General features: G+C 27.7%; 3 protein-coding genes and 1 pseudogene. 1 reads left to right on the forward strand and 3 read right to left on the reverse strand.

The features are described 5' to 3' along the window. Positions 1-109: pseudogene (locus ACXQH5_RS10075) on the forward strand (IS6 family transposase); the annotation flags it as partial. A gap of 34 nt (positions 110-143) precedes the next feature. On the opposite strand, the gene ACXQH5_RS10080 reads toward ACXQH5_RS10075, so the two are convergent. The 3 genes from ACXQH5_RS10080 to cadD form a co-directional block, all read right to left on the reverse strand. Continuing rightward, positions 144-284, reverse strand: a complete 141-nt coding sequence (locus tag ACXQH5_RS10080) for a hypothetical protein (protein WP_001199886.1) — start codon at positions 282-284, stop codon at positions 144-146. 181 nt (positions 285-465) lie between these two features. Further along, the gene (locus ACXQH5_RS10085; RefSeq protein ID WP_000119690.1) at positions 466-813 is read right to left on the reverse strand and encodes an ArsR/SmtB family transcription factor; all 348 of its coding nucleotides are present in this window, start codon (positions 811-813) and stop codon (positions 466-468) included. A gap of 18 nt (positions 814-831) precedes the next feature. Further along, positions 832-1,449 (reverse strand): cadmium resistance transporter CadD, encoded by a 618-nt coding sequence (gene cadD, locus ACXQH5_RS10090; protein WP_000616824.1) that lies wholly within the window; start codon positions 1,447-1,449, stop codon positions 832-834. Positions 1,450-1,515 lie beyond the last annotated feature (66 nt).

Consider the following 1,515-nt stretch of genomic DNA (forward strand, 5'->3'; position numbering starts at 1 on the left):
ATACACAGGCATTGAATGTATTTATGAACTATATAAAAAGAACCGCAGATCTCTTCAGATCTACGGGTTTTCGCCATGCCGTGTAATTAGCATCATGCTAGCTAGTTAATACAAAGTATTACTTTAAACATAAGGTTAGACACTTATTTTTTAACTTTGCAACAGAACCTTACATTATCTATTTTCTTTTCTCTCCATGGGCGTTGTTTCCCACTTTTCGTCATATCTTTTAACGTTTTATTATCTTGATTTTCGGTTATACTTCTAGTAGTATTATATTGCATATAAAAAGAACTCCAGTATTGATTTAGATTAGACACCTTAATCATATTACTGGAGTTTTTTTATATCAAATTTTATTTTCCCCAAGCAAAACAGTATGAAACGCCGTCATATCAACGCTTCAAAAGGATTTTAGAAAAGAACGTTATTTCTATATAGTATCAAGACAAGAAGAAACTCGTTTCAAAAACCCTCATGATTTTTAGAGAAAAACTCTCTTATTTCATCGTCTTTAATAAAATAATATGCCATCTTTCCATCTTTATAAAAATCAAGTACCTCATTTTTATATAAAAGCCTTAAATGATGTGAAGTTGAAGCAACACTCATTTTCAATATCAAAGAAATATCACAAACACACAACTCATCTTCTTTAATCAAAGATAATATGATTTTCAATTTCTTCTCATCACAAATTTTTTCTAAAATGTTAAGTAATTTCTTAGATTTATCATCTTCTAAAAAACTTAAAGCATTGTTAACTTTATCCTCATGTACACAGATCACATCACAAGTATTTTCATAACTCATATAAAATCACACCCTAAATTAAAATATAAATCCTAAAATTGTTTGAATAGTGTCATTTTCAATAATAATAAATAAACCTAAAGCTATATAAATGATAGCCATAATCCAACGACTAAATTTCTCAACAATTTCTCCAATTCCTGGGATATTAGCTAATTTTTGTGCAGTAAACACCAAGAAGAAAATTAAAATTAAAAAGACAAACAGAGTAAGTAATAAATTAGTAACACTTAATGTCACAAAATACGGAACAAATAAACCAATATTATCGGCGCCACAACTTGCTATCGTAACAATTGCAACCGTACCAACTAATTTAGACAATCCTTTTTCATTCAATTCTTTTTTAGCTCTCTTTTCTCCTTCACAATCATCATAAATAGCCACTTTAATTCCAAGATAAATTGGTATTAAACCCAATAAACCTAATATCCACTTTTCTGGAACATAATTTAATACAAAAGCTAAAAACAAACTAACTAATATTAAAATAATAGACCCTAAATATTGACCAACATAAATATCTCTATATTCTTTTCTAGTCTTTGCTCTAGCAAAAAATATTAATAAAATTACTAATAAATCAACTGCTGTAGCAATATAAAGAATAGCAGCAGTGACAACCGTTTGAATCATACATACACCTCATTCAAAAATATTTTTGAATGTATTATAACTAATATTTTTAAATAATCATAGGTG

Source organism: Staphylococcus sp. SA22 (genome assembly GCF_054165785.1).